The organism is Desulfurococcus sp., from assembly GCF_049970475.1.
Taxonomy (GTDB): Archaea; Thermoproteota; Thermoprotei_A; order Sulfolobales; family Desulfurococcaceae; genus Desulfurococcus; species Desulfurococcus amylolyticus.
The window spans coordinates 1-4,116 of sequence record NZ_JBMFMW010000098.1 but is presented as its reverse complement, the minus strand read 5'-3'; the positions used below and the strand labels follow the sequence as shown (position 1 = coordinate 4,116).

Here is a 4,116-nt window from a genome sequence, read left to right as displayed (position 1 = left end):
TGTGCTGTTGGACGGGTTCTCCACAATGTATCAATGGCCTTCCCCACACTCATAGCGAAGTCTCCTAGAGGTAGACTGCTTACTCCAACAGCATAGCTTCCAACCGCTAGGGCAGCGGCGACACCTATTGCCGGTGCCCCCCGTATCTCCATCTCGATGATCGCCTTGGCAACTCTCTCAGGGCTGTTGCTGCAGTAGACCTCTTCTTTAAATGGGAGTTTAAGGGTGTTCACCCAGCATACAGCGTTGGATTCTTTATCGTACCATACAGCCCTTATTTTAAGTGGGTAGGGAGTACTCATTGTCAATAGACATCACCTGATTCAGATAACACAATCTTAAGCTTAAATTATAACCTTGAAACCCGATACTAATGCTTGATACAGCAAGGTGTTTAAGTTGAGTAAAGTGGATGGTTTCGAAGTAGTCTTTAATGATGAGGCGTGTACGGCGTCGACGAGCGATCAAAGAGTAGTCAATATGCTTGAGGAGAGATGGATCGGTAAGAAACGGGGCGGGGAGCTCATCCTGGAGCTCGTCGAGGTCGCTTACTTAATCCTAGATGGAAGAGCCACTGTGAAGACTACGGATGGCAAGTATATTCGAAGCCTTAACGAGCTCATGCAACATGAATACAAGTGCTTTAAGGACTTCTTCTGGCCCCAGTTACTCGTCTACAAGGATTTAAGGGATAGAGGTAGGAGGGTAAGGGTAGTAGACCAGGAGAGGTTCCTCATTAAAGATAAGTCAGGTGATTTAAGGCTGGTACTGGTTCTCGAGGAGAAGAAGATGAGGGGTATAACGGATATAATGAGGGAGGTGGAGAACGCTAGAAGCAATAGTCTTCAACTAGTTCTAGCAATAGTTAGCCTCCAGGGGGATATAACATACTATGAGGCAAACAAGATAGCGTTGGAGGTGGTTTAAACAGTGAGTGAGGAAGACGTATTGAACCCCCCGAGGGGGATGAGGGATCTAACAGGTGTCGATGCTGAGTTACACGAGTACATGGTTGAATTATTTAAGGAGACGGCTAGGCGAAACGGGTTCAAGCCTATTATAACGCCTACAGTAGAATACTTTAGGTTATTCGAGAAGAAGAGCGGCGAAGAGATAAAGAGGTCTATGTATGTCTTCCAGGATAAAGCCGGTAGAACACTCGCGTTAAGACCCGAGGTCACTGCGAGCGTTGTTAGAGCGTATCTTAAGGAGATGAGGTCTCAGCCTAAACCCATTAGGCTATACTATGTAGCCCAGTGCTTTAGATACGAGGAGCCGCAGAAAGCGAGGTACAGGGAGTTCTGGCAGGGGGGATTAGAGATCATAGGCGACCCCGATATAAATGCTGATGTCTCAGCTGCTTTCACAGCTAGCAACTTCCTTGAAGAGCTTGGTGTGAAACACTACTATGTAGTAGGTAATGTTGCAACCTACAGGGTCATCATGGATAGAATAGGTATCCCGGAGGAAACACAGGACCTGGTGCTACACTTAATCGATAAGGACAGGGTTGGCGAAGCCCTTCAGGTGCTCAGGGATAAGACTAGCAGGGAGGATGTCGTTGAATTATTCAGGAGGCTCCTGAATAGCGGGATAGATGAAGCATTAAGCGTTATAATGGACTTCAAGGGGCTGGGCGAGGGATACTCTATCATAGAATCCGAGCTGGCTAAGACAAGGGAGTTCATAGAGTTGTTGAATCAGGTGGGATTTAACGCTGCATACGAGCCTAAATTGGTTAGGGGGCTGGCCTACTACACCGGGTTGATCTTCGAGTATAAGACAAGTGGTGGATTAAGTGTGAGCATTGGTGGGGGCGGTAGATACGATGGATTAACAAGGGTGTACGGGGGAGAATACGAGTATTCTACCGGATTAGCACTGGGACTGGATAGAATTATGCTGCTACTGGACCCCGGTAAGATGCTTCCCAGTAAAACCACCGTGCTAATCTCAATACTAGAGGGTGTTCCACTTAAAGCCGGGTATGAACTAGTGAGGCGAATCAGGGTTAAAGGGGTTGAAGTAATCCCGTATAGGGCGCGCTCGTTATCCAAGGCGCTGAGCCTGGCGAACAAGATTAACGCTGGATTAGTAGTGATAATTGGTAAGAGAGAGTATGAGTCAGGCTCTATAACAGTAAAGAATATGATCACGGGTGAGCAGAAATACATAGGGTTAAACGACATCAATGCATTCTTGGACTACATAAAGGGCGCCGGGGCGCAGCAGCCCCAGGATGATGCGGGCTAGACAATGTTCTACCCGTGTTTATTAAAACCCATTTACATAAACCATAATTATAGAGTTGAAAAAGGTGCATTTCTATGACCAGGATAAGTCTTGAGAAAATAAGCGAGTATGAGTGGAAGATACCTAGGAAGTATAAGCCCTGTATGAAGACTGACGCTGTGGTCTTCGCGGATGAATACCTGCTCGATAAAATGGAGAGCGATTTAACTTTAGAGCAAGCGGCAAATGTTGCATGCCTGCCAGGTATAAGGCTATACTCGTATGTGATGCCCGATGGACACCAGGGCTACGGGTTCCCAATAGGGGGAGTAGCAGGCTTCGATATCGAGGAGGGTGTGATAAGTCCTGGAGGAGTCGGATACGATATTAATTGTGGAGTAAGAGTGTTAAGGACCGAGTTGGATATAGAAGATGTTAAACCCCGCTTAAAAGACCTCGTTGAGGCGTTATTTAGGAATGTACCAAGCGGTGTCGGCTCCACGGGGCATTTAAGGCTGAGCTTTAACGAGCTCGACGACGTGTTAAATAGGGGTGTTGAATGGGCTGTAGAAGCCGGGTTCGGGTGGAAGAGGGATTTAGAACACATCGAGGAAAACGGTAGGATGAAGAGTGCTGATGCCAGCAAGGTGAGTAAGGTAGCCAAGGAGAGAGGTCATGAACAACTGGGCACACTTGGCGCGGGCAACCACTTCCTCGAGATACAGGTGGTTGAGGAGATATATGATCCCGAGGCCGCTAAGGTGATGGGTATAACGAGAATAGGGCAGGTCACATTAATGATCCATACTGGTAGCAGGGGTCTCGGGCATCAGGTGGCAAGTGATTACTTGATGATAATGGAGAGGGCGATGAGGAAGTATGGTATACAGATACCTGATAGAGAGCTCGCAGCACTACCATTTCAATCCAATGAGGCACAGGACTACTTTAAAGCCATGTCGGCTGCAGCGAACTTCGCCTGGGCTAACAGGCAGATTATAACGCATTGGACAAGGGAGAGCTTTAAGCAAGTGTTCAAGAAGGATCCGGAGGCCCTTGGAATAGAAATAATATATGATGTAGCACATAATATTGCTAAGATTGAGGAACATGTTGTAAATGGTGAGAGATACAAGGTAGTAGTACACAGGAAAGGAGCTACAAGGGCGTTTCCACCCGGTCACCCCAATATACCTGGCGATTACAAGTCTATAGGTCAACCTGTGTTGATACCTGGTAGTATGGGTACTGCAAGCTACATACTCCTGGGTACGGAGAGTGGGGCAAGGACATGGTATAGTGCTCCACATGGGGCGGGTAGATGGCTCAGCCGTGGAGATGCCATCAGATCCTATAGCCCGGATAAAGTAATGGATGAGTTGGGCAGGAAGGGAGTAGTATTGAAGGCGGCTACTAGGAGAGTTATAAGTGAGGAGGCCCCCGGGGCATACAAGGATGTTGACAGGGTTGTATTAGTAGCGCAAAAAGTAGGGATTGCAAGGCCCATCGTGAAGATGCGTCCAATAGGTGTTGTAAAAGGATAACGAGTACCCATCCATATGTTTTTCTATACCTGAACCTTAGAGCGCTATGGATAATTTGGTGATCCCCACACTAACTCATTAATATAAGATATCTAGGCATAGATCTCCAGATGTCCTGAGGGGTGGATCGATGTCGAAGAAGAGGGAGAAAGCCGAGAAGGCTCTGCCACCCGAGCTCGCCTTAACGTCGCCGGACTTGACTGGGGAGTCACTAGCCAAGGTCGAGAAGGAGATCGTGAGGGCCGAGGATCCGTACGTGATCCCCAGTACTATAGCGCAGAAGTATGGGGTCAAAGTGAGCACTGCCAAGAAGATCCTGAGGCTACTCGAGGAGAAGGGT

Annotated in this window: 4 protein-coding genes and 1 pseudogene; 4 read left to right on the top strand and 1 reads right to left on the bottom strand. The window is 47.8% G+C overall.

What is annotated here, in order from left to right:
* Positions 1–302: pseudogene (locus tag ACP5N5_RS05915) on the bottom strand (S-methyl-5-thioribose-1-phosphate isomerase); the annotation flags it as partial.
* A gap of 97 nt (positions 303–399) precedes the next feature.
* Between ACP5N5_RS05915 and ACP5N5_RS05910 the strand changes: the two are divergent.
* The 4 genes from ACP5N5_RS05910 to ACP5N5_RS05895 form a co-directional block, all read left to right on the top strand.
* The gene (locus ACP5N5_RS05910) at positions 400–927 is read left to right on the top strand and encodes an endonuclease (protein WP_428133881.1); all 528 of its coding nucleotides are present in this window, start codon (positions 400–402) and stop codon (positions 925–927) included.
* A gap of 3 nt (positions 928–930) precedes the next feature.
* Positions 931–2,253, top strand: coding sequence for a histidine--tRNA ligase (gene hisS, locus ACP5N5_RS05905; protein WP_428133877.1), 1,323 nt, complete (start codon positions 931–933; stop codon positions 2,251–2,253).
* Positions 2,254–2,327: 74 nt separating this feature from the next.
* A complete protein-coding gene (locus ACP5N5_RS05900; protein ID WP_428133875.1) occupies positions 2,328–3,776 on the top strand; it encodes an RtcB family protein in 1,449 nt (482 codons plus the stop codon).
* Between the two features lie 130 nt (positions 3,777–3,906).
* Positions 3,907–4,116, top strand: a 210-nt coding sequence (locus ACP5N5_RS05895) for a 30S ribosomal protein S25 (RefSeq protein WP_428133873.1), incomplete at its 3' end; no start/stop codon positions are given.

Excerpts from the sequence above, each read along its gene's own strand:
- ACP5N5_RS05900 (WP_428133875.1), top strand. The coding sequence starts at position 2,328 with ATGACCAGGATAAGTCTTGAGAAAATAAGCGAGTATGAGTGGAAGATA.